Genomic DNA, 19601 nt, shown 5'->3' with positions numbered 1-19601 from the left:
TTTTTATGTTATAGAGCGTTTGTATTTGCTAGTAGATTTTAGTCATCAAATAACAGCTAACGATTTTTAAATAACGAGCAAATAGGAAAATATTTTATTCTAACGAACGCATAGAAAACGCAGGTATTGTCTTTCAAGTTTTGTTTAGGCTATTATTGAGGTTAGAATTCTATATTAACGCATTTTGCAAAAAATATTGATACAGTTTAATCTCAAAAGTATGCATTATAGGGGATTTTTATCATACAATAAAATTAAAATTATTTTTAAAAATTGTTTTATTGAGTTTAAGAAAAAATCTCGGTGTATTTTGTTTGAAAGAGGAGAGACCCGTTGTTAAGAGAGGCGATAGAGAGAATCTTTCGAATACAAGACAATGTGATGTTCCAATGCTTTGCAATGCTAAATTTTTTAAAGTTTTGTTGAAAAATATATCGGCAGGAAGTTTACCCAAAATATGCATTATTAATTTGCTTGGGCAGCCCACTTTTTATAATAAGCATCGTACGCTGAAACTGTTGAAAAACCACCCCATTTTTGCATAAATTTCATACTCAAAACTATATTAGGGGTATATCTTTTTATTAGCCTATTTGTTAAATTGCCATAACATAAAGGAATCTTTGGAGTATTACATACTATCGCCTTATCATTAAGCGTTATATAACATATGTGATGATCTCTAATTGTATATCATAAGTGAAAGTGATGTGTGGATAAAGAACGTTTTTAAAAGGAGTAATAAGCCTTTTATGAATCGTTTTGATGCAAAAATTATTAGCCAACATTGGAATCTGCTAAACAGAAGCTCATATTTTTTTATGCTAAAAGCATAAATTATAGTTTCGTATTCATGGCATGCAAATAGTATCTAACAATACTTAAAAGAAGAAAAAAGTATGAATTATACAGTGTGAAGGATATAGACGTAATATTTTTAGAGTTTTAAAAACAAGAGATCATTATTATTATTAAACGAATATTTTTAACATATCCAAACAAAAAAATATATACATCTTATAAAGAATTTCTCTATTTATTTCTGTTCTTTTTAATAAGAATATTTCTACGATTCACTGTTTGACAATTTAAACATATATCTCGTTTGTTTTTAATTAATTTTGAGGATATCTAGATAAATTTTACAAAAAGTTATTTTGAATCAAAATCTACAGTATTGGAATTATTATACAAGATCTATGAGGGCATCATCACTCATCTATTCTCCTTGCTAGGAATATTTTCATAAAGGAAAATGTTTTTATTAGAGAGAGTATTGTGAGTATTATGGGGAGCTTTAAAAATTAAAAACTGGCAACATATGTTGCCAGTTTTTAGAAAGATAATCCAAGAGAATTAAAATGAACGCTGGAAACGGATCATCCCCTGCAAAGCGCTTTTTCCTTTCAGAGCATGTGTATATGTATCACCATTTGCGCTTTTGTGAGTGCGATCATCATTCCAAGAAACATAAGTTAGTTCAGGTGTAATTACGAATCCTGGAACCAGCGTGTAGGCAATATTTACAGAAGTTGCAAAGGTTTTTACAGCACTATAGGAAACCTGAGCGTTCAAATTTGCTTTTGGAGTAAGTTTATAAGTTGCACCAGCCCAAGCAGCCCATTTTCCACCCCAGTTTGCATAGATTGTTGTGTTTTGCCGTGACAGTACATTTTCATCTACTGTGTAGTAATCAACATTGTTCTTATAGCCACCCATTACCCATAGATTTAACCGATCGTTGACATTAAAATCCATGCGCACTTTAGCAGCCCACTTTTTATAATAAGCATCGTACGCTGCAACTGTTGAAAAACCACCCCATTTTTGCATAAATTTCATACCCAAAACTATATTAGGAGTGTATTTTTTTATTTGTTTACTTGGAAATTTATCTGTAGCAACGACAGCAATTTTATCATCGTTATCTATATAATAGTATACATTATATCCGGGATGCTTAGCATCAATGTAAGGAGCATCAGCATTACCCAGTTCAGCTCCGATAATAGCAGAAAATCCACTATCACCACTGAAGGTATAAGAAATGAAATTGGTGCGTGTAACGCCTGCTGGTGCGATGCTATCATCGTTAAAAACGTTCCCATAGCCACCAGTCCAACTATTAAAAATTGTATCATCAAGACCTACGCGAAAACCACCAAGTTCAATATAAGCGGCTGAGAGCTTTGCACCAGCACTGTCTTTGCCATTGCTCCAGTTCGAGAAGATACGTGCATAGGAACGAAGTGTTCCTAACTCTGTTTCCGAAGCGGATTGAAAAACAAGAGTTAACCGTGAGGATGCACCATAGGTATTCTTTTTATTAGATAACTGAGAGTCAGTTATTGCCTCTATATTATCACCGCCTTTAAAATCAGCGCGAACATTTCCTGACAAACGCATGCAAGTCTCTGTTCCAGGGATATAGAAATACCCCTTACCATATGCATCGCAAACACGAATATATTCTACAGGCTCTGGTTCTGCAATCGCTTGTGGAGCCGCTTGTGCTCCAGAAATTGCTAAAAAAGCCGCTGTAGAACTTAAAAAGAGGGGTTTAATCTTCATAATGGATCTCCGATGAAAGGTAGTTTAATCTTCGTTAGGGAATATTATTTGCTCAACTCGTTAAAGGCAAAAAATACGCAATACCTATATTTTAGCTATACTGATCTTTTAAAAAGATACAAATATGAAAACACCTTTTTCAAGATATTCATATACTATTCAGGGGAATGTGGTAAAAAAGGCACAATTTTTATTCTATTAATTTTATTCTACTAACTTTTTATCTTCTTAGGTCAATAAAAAAATCTTAGATATTTTTGAAAAAAATCGAAAATGTCTTGAACTTTCTGTCGATACCATTTATGCACGGCTTTGGAGAGGTGGCCGAGTGGTCGAAGGCGCTCCCCTGCTAAGGGAGTAGGGCTCAAAAGGCTCTCGAGAGTTCGAATCTCTTCCTCTCCGCCATTCAATCTTTAACCATAAATAACTGATTGATTTTCCATACGTTTTTTAAGGTGCGGGATACATGAATAAAGGTGCGGGAATAGGGTTTTCTAATACTCCTCCGCAACACGAGCATTTTTTTGGTTTTTCTCTTCTCTAATCGCTTCTAATATTCCTTTGAAGGATTCTAAATCCTGTTGTGAAAAAACCTTTAAAAGTCTCGTAAACATGCCAACGGTTTCACGACACAAGGGATCAGACGACTTGATGGTAAAACTGCTGCGACAAGCATCTGATTCTCTCCTTAAACGGGCGGCTGCCTCTTGATCTAAAGCATAAAGCTCTATGATCTTTTCTTCCATGCCAACCGGTACAGATTTTTGCCAATTTCTACAGAAGATAAAAATGGGACAGAGATGTCTAATCTCTCTGCCATATCTAAAAGACGTTCAGAGTGATCAATGCGAAGTTTGCGTAAACTTTTACCAAAGGGTGTAATCATCTAAAAAATCCTATGAAACAAATGAACATTCACCCTGATTCTAGCAAAAAAATTCAGAATTTTTTCTTAGTTATTGCAAATCAAGATCCTTTTTTCGGGATATTTTTTTAGAAAAATCAACTATCCAAAGGATCCCTACTTCTGAAAAGTTGACTTAATGCTACAATGTAGCTACATTGGAATACAAGATTAATGAAGGAGAAACCACAATGAAAGCCGATACTGTCGTTCGCGCCCGTATTTCTAGTGATATGAAAAAACAAGCAATGATCACATTGGAGCGTATGGGTTTAAGTGCATCAGATCTTATTCGCATGACGTTTTTGCGTGTAGCTGAAGAAGGTTGCTTACCCTTTGATGTCAAAGTTCCCAATAGCACCACATGCAAAGCCATAAAGGAACTAGACGAAGGAAAAGGTAAAACATTCGAAAACGCAGAAGCACTTTTTAAAGACTTGGGCATCTGATATGCTAACGCCTGTTCGTTCAGTGCAATTCAAGCGAGACGTACACAAAGCAGAAAAACGCGGTAAAATATGAATAAACTACGTGCATTATTAAGCCTGCTGATTGAAGAAAAGCCGTTACCACAATGTTATCGCGATCACCCATTAAAAGGGAAGTGGGCGGGGTTGCGTGATAGTCATATCGAACCAGATTGGCTGCTGATTTATAGAATTGAAAAAAGCAAATTACACCTTGTTCGTACAGAAACACACGCTGATCTTTTTCGAAAATAAGATATGGAAAGCTGAAATATTCTAATTCTTTGAAAACCATTGTTTTAAATGGGCAAAGACATTGTCTATTGCTCCATAATCCGAGCAAAATCAAGGATGAGTAAAAAGAGAAAAAAGGCTATCCACTTCATCAAACGAGACATCATTTTTACATTTTGATAAGTGATGATTATTTCTTGAAGCATTTCTTTTTCTGCTTCTGTAAGCGCGGTGTTTTTTTTAGTGTTTTTTCTAGCCATGTTTCCACCCACATAAATATTCACCCTGCTTGTTATGCTTTAAGATCTCTCTTGCTAAGTTTGAACTGATGGCGTTGAGATCTTGGCGCTCCAAATATATCGGCAACCACCCTACACAAGAAGAAGCAACTTTATTTGTCGCGCAACCAGTGAGAGAGATCAGTACGCACATCAGCATCACTTTTTTGATTAATTTCATTTTCTACCTCAAGCCGTGTTGTCGCACTCTTTAAAGTCTTTTCTGTTTGCTTTTGCTGTTCAGTTCTTTTGCCAAGAACAAAAGCTTTTGCTAAAATCATAAAAAAAGCGGCTAAAGCCGCACCTGTTAGCATCAGATTTTTTTTTCATCCATAAGATCATAATTTGTGTTCCTGAAAGCGTTTGGCGACACAGAAAAGACCGGCACAGGCGGCTAAAACCATAATGGTTGCCAATGCCCATTGGATAGGGCCATTGCCCGCTAACAAACCTCCAAGTCCTGAGAAAGAACCAATGATGGGGGCAAGGGCTTCTGCTTTGAAAATCCCCATTGGCTGTTTGGTTTCTACTGGTTGATAATTGGAGGAAACATAAGCGCCTTTTGCCCATAAGCCTGCTTCTGCTGTCCGCCGGTGGACGAGACCTTGAAGGCGCTTTCCATCCGCTTTGGTCCATTTCTGTAATTCAGAGGGCACTGCTTCATATTCACCTTGATTGAGTTTTTTTAACAGTGTCGAATTGCAAAAGGCTGCTGTTCCTACATTATAACAAAAGGAGACGAGTGCTGCGAATTGTTCGTCTGTTAAGGAAACTTGAACGGCTTGTTCAACAGTGTTCTCAAATTGTTGCAAATCACGGCAAAGAAACTCTTCGGCTTGTTCTTCAGTGATTGTCATGCCCTTATGAACAAAGGGTTTTCCAGCAGCGTTTGTATGCCCATAACCAATGGTCCATATACCAATGGCATCTTTATAGGCGTGTAGACGCAAGCCCTCCCATTGTTTAATAAGTGCAAGTCCTTCTGATGATATTTTTCTCATAGGTTTCTCCATAAAAAAAGCTCTACACAAGGCAGAGCTGGATTTAAAAGGTTGATCTCTTTCCTCTTCTAAAGGATGATATTTTACGATGTAACGGGGGCATTTCCGCGAAGATTATTAAATTTTTGTTTCATGTAACTTTTTTTCGTGTTATACGTTACATGAAACATAGTGGAGGTTTTCTTATGGCTACAATGCACGTCAATGAACGCGTTCAAAAACATCGTAACGCACAAAGGAAAGCAGGATTGCGCTTGATGCAAATTTGGGTACCAGATACACGCCAACCAAACTTTGCAGAAGAGTGCCGCCGGCAGTGTCGCTTGGTAGCAAAAATGGATAAAACAGATACATCTATGCAATTATTTATGGATCAATCTTTAGTGGAAGTTGATGGCTGGACAGAATGAAGCGTGGATCTCTCGTAACAATAGCGATGCAGGGTGATTTTGGTAAACCAAGACCTGCATTAATAATTCAAGCCAATCAATTCAGTGAACATACAAGCGTAACAGTTTTACCAATTACAAGTACACTTATTGCAGCGCCATTACTTCGCATTACTATTCAACCAGATGCCAAAAATGGTTTACAAAAGCTTTCACAAGTGATGATTGATAAGATCATGACGGTAAGATGCGAAAAGGTTAGCCCAGCTTTCGGTTCTATTCATGCAGATAAAATGGTAGAAATTGAACGCTGTTTGGCTGTGTTTTTGGGAATAGTAAAATGAAAATAGTGAAGACATTTTTGTCTTGACAAATATTCGTTTATAAACGAATATACATCATGTTTGAAATACGTCACTACCTTACTTCTGATGGCAAAAACTTGATAACTGATTGGCTGCGAAAGCTCCGTGATGTACAGGCTAAAACTGCTATTATTCGCCGTCTTAATCGCTTAGAGCAAGGAAACTTTGGCGATTTTTAGCCGCTTCGTGATGGTGTTCATGAACTGCGTATTAATATTGGTCCTGGTTACCGAGTTTACTATGCACAGTCTGGAAAGACCGTATTGTTGCTATTATGCGGCGGTAGCAAAAAAACACAAGATACTGATATCACTCGCGCATGTGCTTTCTGGCGTGATTGGCAAAACCGTGAAGATTAAAGGAGTGCAAAAATGAAAGACTGTAACCATGATGATGCAATGGCGGGAATTTTCTATGATGACCCTGAGATAGCAGCAGCTACCCTTGATGCAATCCTAGCAGATGGTGATCAAGGTGAATTGCTTGTAACACTTCGCCAAATGGCTAAAGCTTATGGTGGTGTTCAAGCTGTAGCTAAAGCAGCCAACTTGAATCCCACACAGCTTTACCGTACACTTTCAGAAAAAGGCAATCCAGAGTTTCGCAGCTTGAATGCTTTACTGCGTACCATGGGATTTCGCTTAGCTGTACAGCCTCTTGAACGACCAGTTCCACACGTTTAATCTGTTGTATTGAGTGTATTAATTGTCTTTTTAAACAACAGTGTTTTATAGCAAAACATGGTAGCTTATTATGTATCTCCCTCATCCATATGTATGACGCCTTCACCTTCATCATATGCATTTTGTGGAGCGTTTGGATCAAGAGTATCATCCTTATCTGGCGTTGTGTTTGCAACATTTCCAGCTGCATCTTCTTGTCCTTCATCAAAAAGTTCGCACTCTATTTTTGTGGTGTAACCACCCGTTTTATCAAGCTTGTGCTTGACGCTTTTGATACGCCATTCTGCTGGTATATAAGGACGGAAAGGGGGCTCTTGAACAAGTTTTGCCTCTGCTTGTACAAAGGGATCACCACCAATATCACAGGAGAAAGAAGATTTACCCCGTGACGATTTGTTACGATAAGTGGCAATGGCTGCAACAGCCTCTGATTGATTATGGTAGGTATATTTGAGTTCATGAAACGGTGGATTACCGGATTTGACTTCTTTCTTTTCACCACTGCGCAGATCATAATAGGTTGCGATAACGCCGCCTTTTTTCTCTTGTTCTTGCTTCTCTGCTTCTTTTTCTGTTTTTTCTTCTCTCTCTGGTTCAGATGGATCTGGTAGATCATTTTCATCCATATGGATGGTGTTTTCATCCTCCTCTATCTCTTCTGGTGCACGTGCATCCGCTGCAGCTTTTTGGTCCTCACCATCATCCGTTTCTAAACCATTGGCTGCACCTGCTTCATCCCGTGCACTGTATTTAAAATCCCAACATGTGCACTGTTTCTCATGAAGAATCACTATGGGGAGTGTCTCGCCGGTGATGGCTTTGCCTTCTCTCCGTTTGGCAAGGACTAGCTTACCATCAACAGGCTTTGCTACCGCATCATATTCCTCTGCAAGGCGGGCGGCAAAAGCCATATCACTTTCAGTGGTTTGATCAATATGACGCACAACAATTTTCGCAAGAGAAGGGTCAACCTTTGCGGTATAACCATTACGCTGTGCGATCTCTTGAACAATATGGCCAAGTGTTTTCTGGTGATAAGATTGGCTTTTGGGTGTTCTATAAGACGTGTTCAATCGCCGCAGCACGCCCTTGTAGTTTGACAGTATGTTTTGCAGTAAGTGGGAAGAGGTGGGATTAGGTAGGAATACGTGGTAATTTATTGTTTTTATGCATATTTTTTACCTTAAAATGCGTGTTTTGTCAAAAGAGATTTTGACACCTGAAAATGGCAAAAAGAACGAAAAATGCTAAAAATTAGAATTTTGCACTAAAAATAAGAAAATCCTTTGAAGAATTTTAAAAAGTCTGTGAAAGCCCAGAAAACCGGCTTTGAAGACCCTTTGAAAAAAATGAAGCAAAAAAGATTTTCACCTATTGGTGATTATCTCTTTTTAGAGTAAATATAATTTTATAAATCAAATAATTATATTGTTTTTCTAATGTAAAAAGATTTTCATATTGATTTTCCTTTTAAAGAGACATTAGTCCGTATTTTGTGTGGTTGTTAGATGTACTTTTTCAGCTTCAATTTGTCGCTTTAAATGCAACTTTAGAAGAGGAAAAGTCGCTTCGACTTCTTCTGGGTCATTGATGTTTTGAACAAGCTCTTGCAACTTTCTATAAAGCTCTGCCGCTAATTCCGCTATATCTTCAGGGGGGAGTTTTATTTTTGCGTCGCGATAGGTTGTATAAACTATGCGACCAAGCTTTTTCATTAGCCCAGTAGGGATGGTAGGTGGAGAGAGATTGAAAGACCGAGTTAACGTCATGTCTATAAACATTGCATCTTCACCAGTCAAAAGCCAATTCAGGTTTACTCCAAATTTTTCTTTGTATGATGATAAAACGGTTGCGTCTGGAGTTCTATCACCACGTTCGTAATTCCCAAGCCCTTGAATACTAATACCAATTTTAAAAGAAAATATATCACGAGATAAGCCCACAAGCTTTCTAACTTCTGTGAGTCGTTTTGCTAATGCGGTTTTGGGTTCATTTTTTTGTCGTGTTATATTATAAATATTTACAAATGGAATTGACTAATATCTGATTTTATTTTTCCTTTTAGAGGGACATTAGTCCGTATTTTGTGTGGTTGTTAGATGTGCTTTTTCAGCTTCAATTTGTCGCTTTAAATGCAACTTTAGAAAAGGAAAAGTCGCTTCGACTTCTTCTGGGTCATTGATGTTTTGAACAAGCTCTTGCAACTTTTTATAAAGCTCTGCCGCTAATTCCGCTATATTTTCAGGGGGGGTATTTTTGCGTCGCGATAGATCGTATAAGCTATACGACCAAGCTTTTTCATTAGCCCAGTAGGGATAGTAGGTGCTTTAAAACCTACTGCTTTCGCTTTTGCCATGTCACTAAACATTTCACCTTCACCAGTAACAAACCAATGAGGATTAATGTTATACTAGTAAATGTCCCAGCCATAGAAAAATCTACGAGAACTGAAGGTTCTTTAAAATGTCTTTCCAGTTTTTCTGTAATAAAAGACAAAATTTCTATGGCGGGGTCATTACAAAAAGAAGAGTCACTCGGAAAAAGGGACATTGTATCGCATAGAATAACTTGGAAGCCTTTTGCTAAACATAACTTTGTAAATGAAGAACAAAAAACGCCGTTATCTCAAATTGGCATCACAGGAGACAGAATGACAACACAAAGGTTCATTATTTATCTCCTGCATCCCTTGTCTCAGAAAATCGATTGGAGCTAAAACTTCCCCACTGAAGATAATGGTTAAAACGTGGACATGGCAAAACTCTATCACACATAAAATCCCCTCCCTGTAAAACTGTCCAGAATAACCAATTGTATCAAAATTTAATTAAGCGACGAAAAATTTTAAATATGTACAATGCAACGCGCTTAATGAGAATCGATTCTCAGCTATGGCAATCTCCATCCAAGGAAAATAACAATAAAATTTTTACACATGACGCGCTCTTTTTTATCCCTCTCAGTCATTTTCTGAATACATGAAATCACGCGCTTTGAAGATATAAATCATAAAACCCAACAGGCAACACACAGCTAATAAAGCTGCCATTATCTGCGGATTGTGTCCAGATATCCTCCCAATAACCGCAGCACTCAACGCAGCACTTCCTAATTGTAATGCTCCCATCATACCGGAAGCTGCTCCAGCAGCTTGTGGATGTGAGGAAATAGCCAACGCTGTCCCTAAAGGCAATAGAAAACCATTCCCAAAAGTAAGAACAGCAATAGCCATAAAACTTGTTACAAGCGGCCATGGGCTTACATACATTTGTAGAGCAAATAACACACCACCCACAACAAAAATAATATACCCTCGCCATACGGCTCTTTCCATAGATTCCCGCTTAAAAAACCACCGTGCGACAAGATTTCCTATAATATATGGAAGAGAAACACTAATATAACTATAACCAATATATATTACTGGCAAACCTAGAGTGGTAAGTAAAAAGGGCGATTCTACAATATAAGCGAAATATGCTGCATAAGAAAAACACGGAATAAGTGCATAAAAAATAAATTGTTTATTTCTAAGAACGCCTAAACACCCTTTTACAAATCCTACAGGAGAAAAACGTTGGCGTTTTTGCGGTGGCAAGGTTTCTATAAGCACAAAACAACAGGGTAAAATAGTCAAGAATATAAAAAGACTTAAAAAAATAAAGGTGGCTTGCCAATTAAAAACTTGTAATAAGAGCCCTCCCACTAAAGGAGCAAGTGCTGGTGAAATGCCAATAAAGGGAAAAACAATCAAATAAAGTTTCCCGGCCGCTTTTTTATCCATTAAATCATTAATAATAGCACGGCTTAAAACAATTCCTGCACAAGCCCCAAGCCCTTGCAAAAAACGCAATCCAAGGAAAGCGTGAATATTAACAGTATAAATTACACTGAGCGTGGTAAATAACCATAAAAATAAACCAAATAGAAGGGTTTTTTTACGCCCAAAATTATCACTCAGTGGACCATAAATGAGCTGCCCAAGAGCCAACGCAAAAAGAAAAATCGCCACAGAACTCTGAATCTTAGATTCCGTAACATGGTAATATTGATGCATTTCTCCAAGTGCTGGAAGAAAAATATCTGTAGAAATTAGACCTCCCGTTGATAAGCATACGATAATTATAATAAATGGTAATGTATATTTGTAATTCATGAGAAAAAAACACAATTTGCAATTAAATAATGAATACTAATTAATATAACACTCTTTTTTATTTATGAACATAAATAAAAAATCTTTATTATCATATTTTTACTTTTTCTTTATTTCCCTTGAGAGTATTTATCACTCATAAAACATACCTTCTCAATCAACCGGCACAAAACAAAAGTGTCCTAAGAAAATATTTCATTCTCATCCTTGTAATAATCAGTCTTTGTTTTCTGCCCTTTTTAGCGCATATCTAATCACTTTTGGAACATAATTGCTAACGAGGCATTTTATCTCCAACATCATTTGAGGAGATAAAAATATGGAAACCCGCATTCCTGAGGATACACCCTTCGATAACCACTTTCTAGAAGAAACATCTCTAGAAACAGATTATCCTTTTTTCCAACCCCCACTTTCATGGTCAGCAATCTTTGCTGGACTGATCACAGCCCTTGCCACTTCAATCTGCTTATCTTTTCTGGTTGCAGCGTTAGGTTTCAACCAAATGGACTTCACCTCTTCGACACCTTTTGCAGGATCCTTTCTCTCCTTTGGGATTGGCTCTCTTATCGTTATGCTCATCAGCCTTGCTTTAGGAGGCTTTGTCGCTGGACGCTTTGCTGAATCGTCCGGCACACTTCATGGCTTTCTCACTTGGGCTCTGTTAACCCTTATCATGACCCTCCAAGCCGTCCACGTGGTTTCAAGTACAGCAACAATAGGCGCACACGCTGTTGGAGAAAGCACTTCAGCACTCCAACAAACTGGAGAAAATCTCAAAACAAATCTTGTTTCCTTCTTTTCACAAGCAAACAATGACAATTTTGCAAACTTTTTTCGTGAAATAAAGGACAATGGCGTTGATTTTGATAAATTGCGCAGTGAATTACGCACACTTCTCAAGAAAAGCGATATCCCTGCTCTCAATCCTGATCGTTTAAAGCAATCCTATCAAGCCGCTCTTAAAGAGATCAATTCTGCGATAACGGATTTTAAGGAAGATCCTTCTCACTACCGCACCACTCTCAAGGACCTCCATGATCATCTTTCTGATCGTATCGAAGATATCACAGAAGACATCAATCAAAATGATATCGTCAAAGCTCTAATGAACAATGGCATGACGCGTGCGGATGCACAAAAAACAGCCGACAATGCACTTAATCTTTATCAAACAGCAGAGGAAAAAACCGAACAAGCACTTAAAGACCTTGAAGCGCAAGCCCATACACTTTCGCAAAAGCTCAACAAAACGATGAAAGAAGCACGTCACACATCGGACAAAGCTGCTACAACAGCCTCCCACATGGGATGGTGGGGCTTTTTAGGAAGCTTGATTGGTGCCATGCTTTCAAGTGTTTGTGGTTATTATGGTTACAAAAGCCGTAAAGACATACACATGCTTTGAAACTTATAGCAAAACATAACGAAAAAAAAGCTGTACGGTATGTACAGCTTTTTATTACAAACTACTCTTGATTGCTTTTTTACTCTCTCCTATTTGAAAAGAATCTCCATCATAAGCGAATAGCCTACACGCATTCTCATATTAAAGAAAATATTGTAAAAAGCCTTCTCTTACTGAATCAGTAAATACCCTTATAGGCATCCTTCTCGTATAATGAACATAGAACAAGCACCTTATTCACTATTCTCTGTAAAAGCATTCATGAAACAATATCAATACAAAATATCTTGTCATTCTCATTTTTTTAACAAAATACGAAAAATGGAAAGAGCTATTATTTTCATAAAATCAATATCTTGATGATCAAAAGCTTGTGTTTGCAAAAAACATTTAGCCTCTATAAAAACAAGCGATATTTTCAATGAACATACTATTTGGCAAAAAATAAAATCTCTGCTAACTTTAGCCGTGATGGTAACTTATTGTGGTTATCATCAATTTTTTATCAACTATCTAAGGGGGGAAATATGAATATCTCACTTCATGAATTAGAAAATATCTCTGAATTGGCTGCCGATGATGTTGCGCCACCTTTGAGCAGCACTAAATACGCTCAACGTATCGATTCTCAAGTTTTCAAAGAAGACTGCGATGTGAATGTGTTACATGAAGTTCAATAATGTATTATGGGTGCAAACCTGTATGCATTTAGCGTATTCAGTGTAAGAAAGCTTAGCATATTTTATCGTCATGTTTAAATTGTTTTCTGAGGGCTTTTCTCAAGAAGTTTGGGCTAAGCAAGCAGCTGAATTGTCAATTACAAACATCCCTTTTCATGAAGGGGATGTTTTGTGTGCTTTAAAGCAATACGCAGAAAATCCAAATAAACTTTTAGCGCTTAACTCTCAATCTGAAGTAGTAACGGTTGTTGATGGAGTGCGCACTCCAAATCCTCTTCCAAACTTTCTTGTTTTGGACACTGATCAAACTATAGATGAATATATAACCCGCGTTGATCACTGTGCTGAGGGAAAAGAATGGGGAGTCATGTATTATGGGCTATACGCGGCCACCCCAATTATGTGGGATGTGGCAAAAAGATTTGCAGATCGGTTAGCACACTCTTTGGGCTTTCGACCAGGCGGACGAGTAGATATTGATTGTTTCATCGGTCGATATTCTTCTACCCATGTTGGTGTCCACGTGGATCATGCCCATAATTTCGGCTTCACTCTACGGGATGGGAAAACAATGTTCACATGGCCCAGTACACGAGATGACCTCCAAGGGCTAAGATATCCCAAATATGAAGCGTATAAATCAACAGCGATCGCACTACAAAATCGTACTGATCGTGTTGCATACTTTCCTCATGATGCTTTCCATGTTGCCGAAACTGGAAAAAATATTGCCGTAAATGTCAATATTGCCTTTTGGGAAACAGCAAGTGATGCGCACAAATATAAAGAGTATATTTCTCATCTCCTCCATATTGATGAGCGGTCACGACATGATATTCGAACATCGGGTAGAGCAAGTTTAAACCCTGAGAACACTTTTCAGCTATCCACTCTAAGCTCGGAAATTGCGAATAGTTCCCTAAAACGCCGTATGCTTATTACCCAATTAATTTGCGACACAAGTTCGCGTTTATGCGTCGGCCGCCCTCTTGTTGATGTATCTGAAATTGAGAGTGAAATTATGCTTCGCCCCTCTGCTACCCTCCAATGGGTTTTCTTACCTGAAACAAAAGAACTGCTTATTGCCGCAAATGGGCATTGTGCCAGTTTTAAATATAGCGCTCATCTAGAGAGCTTCCTGTCTCAACTTTCAGCAGGAAAGAAAATCGACTTAGCAAAACTCAATGATAAATCATACACACCTGTCATGTGGGAAGAAGTCTTAAAAACCGTAAAAGCTTTAGCATCTTGGGGAACGCTTTGATAAAGAAAAAATCCATTATTCTTGCCCAAATTTGCTTTTTTCTTGTTTTAGCTTTAAGCAGCTTTACCGATGAAACAGCGCAAGTTACATTTGCTCTCCACTTAGCAAAAAGCACATCTTCTCTTTCAATGCTCTTGCTCGCCGGACTTATCGGTGCAATTTGTGCTGGACCAGTTGCACCACGGCTCTTATATCTTCTCAGCTCCACCTATACAGTGCCTGCTGTTTTATTGTTTCAAGCAATATTTATAGCCATAGCTGCAATCGTAAACCAATTTTGGGCATACATTTCCATTTCTTTTGCACTAGGATGTGCTGGATCACTCTTTTGGTCTGCAATCCTCGTTTCTGTCCCTGAATTTGTCAAGAATGATCACCAGTTAGACTTCATCAATCGTATCATCCAAACAGTTCGCAACCTTGGTTATATTGGAGGCCCCCTCTTAGGGGGTCTGTTATATAGTTTATCAAACGGACAAAAAGGGTTGTTTGTGCTTTCAGTCATCGTTCTTTGTGCAACCTTTATCACCACATTCTGTGTTGAAATATTAAAAATACATTCAGAAAAGATCAACACATCCGAGCAAACCAAAAAAGGACTAGATGTAAGAGGATTATTGCGTAAAAAAAATGTTCTCTATGCTCTTACGCCACTCATTATCACCATCATACTCACCTCTGCTCTCAACGTTTTATCTATTGTCCGTATCCGTACCAATCTTCATTTAAGCGCGCAAACATATGGAATGATCGCAAGCATGGTAAGTCTAGGATTAGTGGTTGGTCCACTCTGCTTCTCTAGCCTCTTTCATCGCTTTGGCAATGCCGCTGGAGCATCTTTGGCCGCAACAATCATTGGCTTTGGAGTTTTCTGTTTTTCCTTAACAGATTTTGTTTGGTTGATGATGGTTTCATTTTTTATCCTTGGAGCAGCCAATGGCGTACAAAACGCCCTCATGGCAAGCTTTATGATGAAAGCCATTGCGAAAGAACATAGAAACAATCAAATGCCAGCCTATGTCTTCATTCTACAAACATCTGTGTGTATTGGTTTTATCGGAGCAGGCTTTATTCGTGTACATGATACCCAAAATACTCTCCTTGCAATCGGCATCGCCACAATGGTCGTAGGCACTTTAGGTTTTGTGTTAAATAGCACTGTACAAAAAAGGGAAGTTGATGATAGTTCGTAGAAACCTTCGTTTTTTTCTAAAGTAAACAATGCAACAAGCTAAAAGGTGCTACAACTACTCGATAGAATTGTTGATTTTGAAATAATATAAACCTCTTATGAGTCAATCTGATTTCATGTCCTAAAATATATAGGAACAAATTTTTCAAAAGCTTGTAATCTCGAAAGAGTCCAATAAGTCGATTTAACATTATGCAACAAGACCCGATAGGTTTAAATTTTTACAATGGAACAGGCGGTTATGTATGGCAACTTGCAGACTATATGCAACATGATTGTCATGAGTACATCCATTCCCTTGAATTGCAAAAACCTACTCCGCCGATAGCCATAAATTCTTTAGCTGTTTATCCACGTGAATTAAATCCTTTGGCACGTGTTCAATGGGCAAAGGATGTACAGATACAGAAGGAGAAACCCGCCTTAATTGGAAAACGCCAAATTCAACCTATCACTGCTGTTTTTCCAACAGGAGCAGCATTCGGTGGATTTGATTTTCAAACATCTGAAGCACTTCGTGAAGGATGTGTTATACAATCATTGAAAAAAATACAACTTAATGGTTCTCTTTTCTCTGCTGGAATTCTTTTGATATCATTGGTGCGGCATGGAATCATTGAAACAGATCAAAAAGCCCTTTCAGAGGATAATGCAACAGCTCTTTTACGAGAACCAACATGCTTTATCACTCACTCTCCCATCGGCTACCTTGCCATCAACCAGCTTAATGGGCGCACAATTCGGCTTAATGAAAAAACCAAGCATTTCTTAAAAAGAGCTGCAACACCGATACCTATTCAACACCCTGTAGACAATTCAATAAAGCTTTTTGTTAAAGCAGGAATGTTGCGATTTCTTCTCTTATAAGGATAAAAAGATGCCACTGATAAGACCTGGAATGGGAACAGAAAAGAGTGCTGAACTTATTTATACACTTATTCAAATGGCAAGACCACGCACAGTTATTGAAATCGGTGCCGGCGATAGCACATGCTTTATTGCTCAATCCCTTCAAAAAGCTAAATTATCATGGCAACAAGATAAAAGACTTCTCGAATCCTCTCACTGGGAGGAGCGCACAGCTCTGCTCGACCCCTCAGGAATTCCAGACACTTATGAACCACGACTTATCACAATTGATGATTTTACAGCAGAAGGTCAATCAGCAGAAGAAGCATGGCAAAAACTTCTCAATGCCAATATTGAAAAAAACACTGTAACATTTATTAATGAATAATTTTTTCTCCCTCGATGAAAATACACTCAAATCTTGGGGGCCAATAGATTTTGCTTGGATTGATGCTGGAACTCCAGCAGATGATGTGCGATTTATTATAACACTTTGGGAACATATCACTCCTGGTGGTTATCTCTGTCTTCACGAACCAATAATGACGACAGCCGTCACCCTTAATGGCGAACAACGTGTTCGACGCATAAGAACCCCTCTATGGGAAGAAATCCTCTATCGACTCGATCGCTCCTATGAAGCTTTAACACTGCCCGAAAACCACAAATATCGCCAAAGTGGTCTCGGTATCATCCGTAAACGCACTAGTATTGAACAAATTGTGCGCTCACAATCATTACAATCAGAATTGAGAGAGATCAATGAACTGCCTATTCGCAATGATCTTTTACCCATGGGAAAAGAAGCACTTCATAAACGCAATATACGCAATTCTTTGATTTCTGCAATGACCTCTCCTACCTTACGCGCCGTTTATGCAACAATTATACTTGGCGCTAAAAATCTTTCTGATATTCTCAAACATGTCGATTCAGATGTTAAAAGCATTCATAAATCCATTAATCGCCTTTTGAATCTTGGTCTTATTCAAAACACAAAAGAGGGATTTCAAATCGTAGATACATTATGGCAAGCACTAGAAGATAAAAACGTACGAAATATGGAAAATTTAGGTGACCGTTCCCTAGAAACTGAAGATATGCTTACAAAAATGAGTGAGGCATTTCAAATGGAAAAAATCTATAGCGAAACTGAAATCTCAAAGATATGCAGCCTCTTTACTGTAGATTTTGCACGTTTAAGACGCACCTTGGTTGAAAGAGGATTTTTAAAACGGTACGCAAGCCAATATCAACGCGTGCGCTAAAAAAGAAAAAAGAGATTGCGCCTTTCAAGAGAATTTAAAAAGCGAAGTATTTGAAGGGCAAGCTGGTGATAACCATTTTTTTATGGCATAAAAAAATCTCGCAGCCTTTTTTACCAAATCAATTCCAATAAAGATAGAATAGAAATAAATTTTGTTCTGGTTGAAACCTTCACATTGTTAAGGTTTTTGGCTATATTAAGGTTTATGATGACGATTATGCTCATGACTGTTAGCTTGGATAGGAAAATTACACGCCATAGTAAAAATTTTATGGTATGTGCGTATTGGTCATGGGTAACGTATGAGAATACGAGGAATCTCTTGAACACAAGAGTTCGTTTATAATTACAAAAACGCACTTGCTCAATTACAAGGACTGATATCTCCCAAATCCAAGCGAGAGAAACTTGTTGAAAATTTTTTTGCATGGCTTCTCAAACAGTGTAATAGCATTTCTTGATATAGCATAATTAAAAGTACGAAAAGACAAAGAGAACACACTCTTATGAAAGTGTACTTCAATAGGGAATATTCATACCAAACCGTCGAGAAGAAACAGTTTATAGCTGGTATTGAACGCCTCAAAGAGATAGCTGCAATAGTTCAAAATTCTCTAAAAACCCTTAATGGTCTTTTTAATTTGGTAATTGAATAAAGTCTTTTAGAAAACAATCCAAAAGCAGAAGTAAAAAAATAACTTACAATAATAAAAATAAATTTGCTGTTTAAACAGAAGAAGATGTTGAGAAATATTATAAACATGGACTTTAGGAACACACGAACGCGTCTAGATTGATCTTCTCCTATAGACGGGCTTGCCGTTGTGGTGATGCCGTTCGTATTAGTGAAAAGGCGTCAAAGATAATATTATTCACTTAAAAACAGAAAAGTAAATTCTAAACAAATATTTTTCTACCTATTTTGCCAAAATTAGCAGCAATACATGGCTGCTAATTCAGATTTAACAGTCTCACAGCTTAAAGCAATCTTTGGATGGACAGACGATAAAATGGTGTCTCTCTATACAAAGAATGCCAACCGCAAAATAAGCTCAAGCAAAAAATATCATAGCATCACTAAACATCAAATTCCTTGCCTTTCATGTGGCTTATTGATTTTTATGTCTTTTCTTAATCGATAGCGGAATTTGATAGAGAAACTTAGGAAAATATGGCACTATAAACTGAATAACGCCCCAGCTTATAAGGCTGCCTAAAATTATACCAGCCAAAACATCAAAAGGATAATGTACACCAACAAAGATACGTCCCCAACAAATCAAACATAAAAATACCGTTGCAAACTGAGATGCGACTTTATATCTATAAAAACAAAGACTTGCTGTATAAGATGCAATAGTCAAGGCATGATTACTAGGAAAAGAGGCTGTTGCTTTATGTTTAATCAATGGTATTGACAATCCCGCAACAAATGGACGTGGATGAAAATAAATAAGAGAAATGAGATAACCTATAAAAAGAGACACACAAATACTCATAACAATGCTTAGTGCTACGCGTCGTTCCTTCTCTTGACCACAAAACCACAACACACAGAGATGTAATGGAATAATGTAAATTAAAAACTTCGCACAAAAAATACTAAACAAAATTAAAACCGGCCAAGATTGATGATTGCCAGCAAGCATTTCAAAGAGTGCAACATCAATCTGGTTTAAACAATTCATTCTTCTTCCCTTCATGTTCATAGCTTTACAGCATCATCTTTTTGTAAAAAGAGTGAACTGTATAAAAAATATCTCAAGATTTAATAAATCGATTTTTTTATGCACATAAGCTTGCTATTCTAAAAGATAAGTTGTAAACGTCAAACGTTTGTTACCGGCATTTTAGCTGGAGGTTGAACGGAGGACTGAAGAGTTATCAGTAGGA

The 19601-nt window shown here is 37.5% G+C and carries 18 protein-coding genes, 1 tRNA gene and 8 pseudogenes; 14 read left to right on the top strand and 13 right to left on the bottom strand.

Going from position 1 to position 19601, the window contains the following annotated elements; all coding sequences use genetic code 11:
* Nucleotides 1-474 precede the first annotated feature (474 nt).
* Nucleotides 475-666 (bottom strand): annotated as a pseudogene (locus NMK50_RS02770) (porin); the annotation flags it as partial.
* A gap of 690 nt (nt 667-1356) precedes the next feature.
* A complete protein-coding gene (locus NMK50_RS02765; RefSeq protein WP_254770789.1) occupies nt 1357-2571 on the bottom strand; it encodes a porin in 1215 nt (404 codons plus the stop codon).
* Between the two features lie 314 nt (nt 2572-2885).
* Here NMK50_RS02765 and NMK50_RS02760 point away from each other — a divergent pair.
* A tRNA-Ser gene (locus NMK50_RS02760) sits at nt 2886-2976 on the top strand.
* Between the two features lie 89 nt (nt 2977-3065).
* Here NMK50_RS02760 and NMK50_RS02755 read toward each other — a convergent pair.
* A pseudogene (locus NMK50_RS02755) lies at nt 3066-3457 on the bottom strand (XRE family transcriptional regulator).
* Nucleotides 3458-3666: 209 nt separating this feature from the next.
* Between NMK50_RS02755 and NMK50_RS02750 the strand changes: the two are divergent.
* Nucleotides 3667-3924 (top strand): type II toxin-antitoxin system RelB/DinJ family antitoxin, encoded by a 258-nt coding sequence (locus NMK50_RS02750; RefSeq protein ID WP_254770788.1) that lies wholly within the window; start codon nt 3667-3669, stop codon nt 3922-3924.
* A 69-nt stretch (nt 3925-3993) separates the two neighbouring features.
* A complete protein-coding gene (locus NMK50_RS02745) occupies nt 3994-4197 on the top strand; it encodes a type II toxin-antitoxin system YafQ family toxin (RefSeq protein ID WP_374112194.1) in 204 nt (67 codons plus the stop codon).
* Nucleotides 4198-4218: 21 nt separating this feature from the next.
* Here NMK50_RS02745 and NMK50_RS02740 read toward each other — a convergent pair.
* The 4 genes and pseudogenes from NMK50_RS02740 to bgtA all read right to left on the bottom strand — a co-directional run bounded on the left by NMK50_RS02740 (nt 4219) and on the right by bgtA (nt 5455).
* Nucleotides 4219-4436, bottom strand: a pseudogene (locus NMK50_RS02740) (hypothetical protein).
* Nucleotides 4429-4635, bottom strand: coding sequence for a hypothetical protein (locus NMK50_RS02735; RefSeq protein ID WP_254770787.1), 207 nt, complete (start codon nt 4633-4635; stop codon nt 4429-4431). Before NMK50_RS02735 ends, NMK50_RS02740 begins: the two are co-directional and overlap by 8 nt.
* Nucleotides 4568-4796 (bottom strand): annotated as a pseudogene (locus tag NMK50_RS02730) (hypothetical protein). Before NMK50_RS02730 ends, NMK50_RS02735 begins: the two are co-directional and overlap by 68 nt.
* Entirely contained in the window at nt 4793-5455 is a 663-nt protein-coding gene (gene bgtA / locus NMK50_RS02725; RefSeq protein WP_254770786.1) for a gene transfer agent endolysin BgtA, read from the bottom strand. Before bgtA ends, NMK50_RS02730 begins: the two are co-directional and overlap by 4 nt.
* A gap of 185 nt (nt 5456-5640) precedes the next feature.
* Here bgtA and NMK50_RS02720 point away from each other — a divergent pair, with 185 nt between their 5' ends.
* From NMK50_RS02720 to NMK50_RS02705, 4 genes and pseudogenes are all read left to right on the top strand, one after another.
* The gene (locus tag NMK50_RS02720; RefSeq protein WP_254770785.1) at nt 5641-5865 is read left to right on the top strand and encodes an antitoxin MazE family protein; all 225 of its coding nucleotides are present in this window, start codon (nt 5641-5643) and stop codon (nt 5863-5865) included.
* A complete protein-coding gene (locus tag NMK50_RS02715) occupies nt 5862-6188 on the top strand; it encodes a type II toxin-antitoxin system PemK/MazF family toxin (RefSeq protein ID WP_254770784.1) in 327 nt (108 codons plus the stop codon). The genes NMK50_RS02720 and NMK50_RS02715 overlap by 4 nt, the downstream gene beginning before the upstream one ends.
* A gap of 56 nt (nt 6189-6244) precedes the next feature.
* Nucleotides 6245-6568, top strand: a pseudogene (locus NMK50_RS02710) (type II toxin-antitoxin system RelE/ParE family toxin).
* 12 nt (nt 6569-6580) lie between these two features.
* A complete protein-coding gene (locus NMK50_RS02705; protein WP_254770783.1) occupies nt 6581-6892 on the top strand; it encodes a helix-turn-helix domain-containing transcriptional regulator in 312 nt (103 codons plus the stop codon).
* A 68-nt stretch (nt 6893-6960) separates the two neighbouring features.
* On the opposite strand, the pseudogene NMK50_RS02700 reads toward NMK50_RS02705, so the two are convergent.
* From NMK50_RS02700 to NMK50_RS02680, 5 genes and pseudogenes are all read right to left on the bottom strand, one after another.
* Nucleotides 6961-7965, bottom strand: a pseudogene (locus tag NMK50_RS02700) (contractile injection system protein, VgrG/Pvc8 family); the annotation flags it as partial.
* Nucleotides 7966-8373: 408 nt separating this feature from the next.
* The gene (locus NMK50_RS02695; protein WP_254771165.1) at nt 8374-8901 is read right to left on the bottom strand and encodes a helix-turn-helix domain-containing protein; all 528 of its coding nucleotides are present in this window, start codon (nt 8899-8901) and stop codon (nt 8374-8376) included.
* Between the two features lie 63 nt (nt 8902-8964).
* A pseudogene (locus NMK50_RS02690) lies at nt 8965-9296 on the bottom strand (helix-turn-helix domain-containing protein); the annotation flags it as partial.
* Nucleotides 9297-9298: 2 nt separating this feature from the next.
* A pseudogene (locus tag NMK50_RS02685) lies at nt 9299-9562 on the bottom strand (alpha/beta hydrolase); the annotation flags it as partial.
* Between the two features lie 289 nt (nt 9563-9851).
* On the bottom strand, nt 9852-11048 hold the full coding sequence (locus tag NMK50_RS02680) for a multidrug effflux MFS transporter (protein ID WP_254770782.1): 1197 nt from the start codon (nt 11046-11048) through the stop codon (nt 9852-9854).
* A gap of 319 nt (nt 11049-11367) precedes the next feature.
* Between NMK50_RS02680 and NMK50_RS02675 the strand changes: the two genes are divergently transcribed.
* The 7 genes from NMK50_RS02675 to NMK50_RS02645 all read left to right on the top strand — a co-directional run bounded on the left by NMK50_RS02675 (nt 11368) and on the right by NMK50_RS02645 (nt 17709).
* Nucleotides 11368-12456: a DUF3792 domain-containing protein gene (locus NMK50_RS02675; RefSeq protein WP_254770781.1), complete on the top strand. Its 1089-nt coding sequence runs from the start codon at nt 11368-11370 to the stop codon at nt 12454-12456.
* A 434-nt stretch (nt 12457-12890) separates the two neighbouring features.
* Complete coding sequence (locus NMK50_RS02670) at nt 12891-13136, top strand: hypothetical protein (RefSeq protein ID WP_254770780.1); 246 nt, start codon at nt 12891-12893, stop codon at nt 13134-13136.
* A gap of 70 nt (nt 13137-13206) precedes the next feature.
* Complete coding sequence (locus NMK50_RS02665) at nt 13207-14400, top strand: hypothetical protein (protein ID WP_254770779.1); 1194 nt, start codon at nt 13207-13209, stop codon at nt 14398-14400.
* Nucleotides 14397-15593 (top strand): MFS transporter, encoded by a 1197-nt coding sequence (locus NMK50_RS02660; protein WP_254770778.1) that lies wholly within the window; start codon nt 14397-14399, stop codon nt 15591-15593. Before NMK50_RS02665 ends, NMK50_RS02660 begins: the two co-directional genes overlap by 4 nt.
* Before the next feature lie 191 nt (nt 15594-15784).
* Complete coding sequence (locus NMK50_RS02655) at nt 15785-16459, top strand: hypothetical protein (RefSeq protein WP_254770777.1); 675 nt, start codon at nt 15785-15787, stop codon at nt 16457-16459.
* 10 nt (nt 16460-16469) lie between these two features.
* A complete protein-coding gene (locus NMK50_RS02650) occupies nt 16470-16829 on the top strand; it encodes a hypothetical protein (protein ID WP_254770776.1) in 360 nt (119 codons plus the stop codon).
* Entirely contained in the window at nt 16822-17709 is an 888-nt protein-coding gene (locus NMK50_RS02645; protein WP_254770775.1) for a DUF2087 domain-containing protein, read from the top strand. The genes NMK50_RS02650 and NMK50_RS02645 overlap by 8 nt, the downstream gene beginning before the upstream one ends.
* A gap of 1108 nt (nt 17710-18817) precedes the next feature.
* Here NMK50_RS02645 and NMK50_RS02635 read toward each other — a convergent pair.
* Nucleotides 18818-19396, bottom strand: a complete 579-nt coding sequence (locus NMK50_RS02635) for an undecaprenyl-diphosphatase (RefSeq protein WP_254770774.1) — start codon at nt 19394-19396, stop codon at nt 18818-18820.
* Nucleotides 19397-19601 lie beyond the last annotated feature (205 nt).

The organism is Bartonella harrusi (genome assembly GCF_024297065.1).
Classification (GTDB): Bacteria; Pseudomonadota; Alphaproteobacteria; order Rhizobiales; family Rhizobiaceae; genus Bartonella; species Bartonella harrusi.
The sequence above is the reverse complement of the archived record's forward strand: the minus strand, read 5'-3'. Positions and strand labels throughout refer to the sequence as shown.